The sequence below is a fragment of the Ralstonia sp. ASV6 genome, from assembly GCF_016429285.1.
Taxonomy (GTDB): Bacteria; Pseudomonadota; Gammaproteobacteria; order Burkholderiales; family Burkholderiaceae; genus Ralstonia; species Ralstonia flaminis.
On the sequence record NZ_JAELUI010000336.1, the window covers coordinates 1 to 635 of the forward strand.

The 635-nt window shown below is 62.2% G+C and carries 1 protein-coding gene; it reads right to left on the minus strand.

All coding sequences use genetic code 11. The features are described 5' to 3' along the window. Window positions 1-582: transposase (locus tag JHD73_RS27955; RefSeq protein WP_199033363.1), on the minus strand; the 582-nt coding region annotated here is incomplete at its 3' end. Window positions 583-635 lie beyond the last annotated feature (53 nt).

Genomic DNA, 635 nt, shown 5'->3' on the forward strand with positions numbered 1-635 from the left:
GGCCTTGTTGCGCACCACCGCGTCCTCGCGGATCTTGACCCGCAGTGCATCGAAGAACACAACCGGATACATGGCTTCAAGCGGTCGGGCCTGCCAGGCAGTGACTTCGGCCATCACCTCATCGGTGACCGAGCTGATGAACTCGGGTGAGACCTCCGTCGCATATTGCTCGAGTAGGAAGCCTTGTATCTCGCGCACCGTCATGCCTCGGGCGTACATGGCGACGATCTTGTCGTCAAAGCCAGTGAAGCGCCGCTCGTGCTTGGGGATCAGCAGCGGCGTGAAACTGCCGTCGCGATCGCGCGGCACCTCAATGCGGATCGGGCCATCCTCGGTGAGGATCGTCTTGGCGCCCGTGCCGTTGCGTTGATTGCGCACGGTGGCGGGCTTGGCTGCCCCTGGCGGGTAACCAAGATGGTGGCTTAACTCACCGCCCAGCGCCCGCTCGATCAGGGCCTTCTTGAGGGCTAGTGTCGCGGCGTTGATGGCGTCGGCCGTCATCGGGCCATTGCCGAACTGCTCAAGCAGCTTGGCTGGAATCGCCGGCAGCTCGACCGGCTTGGTCTTCGGTTCGCGAGGCATAAACCCTCCTTGAGGGCATGTTATGCCTTGAACACGAAATTACTGACAGGCCC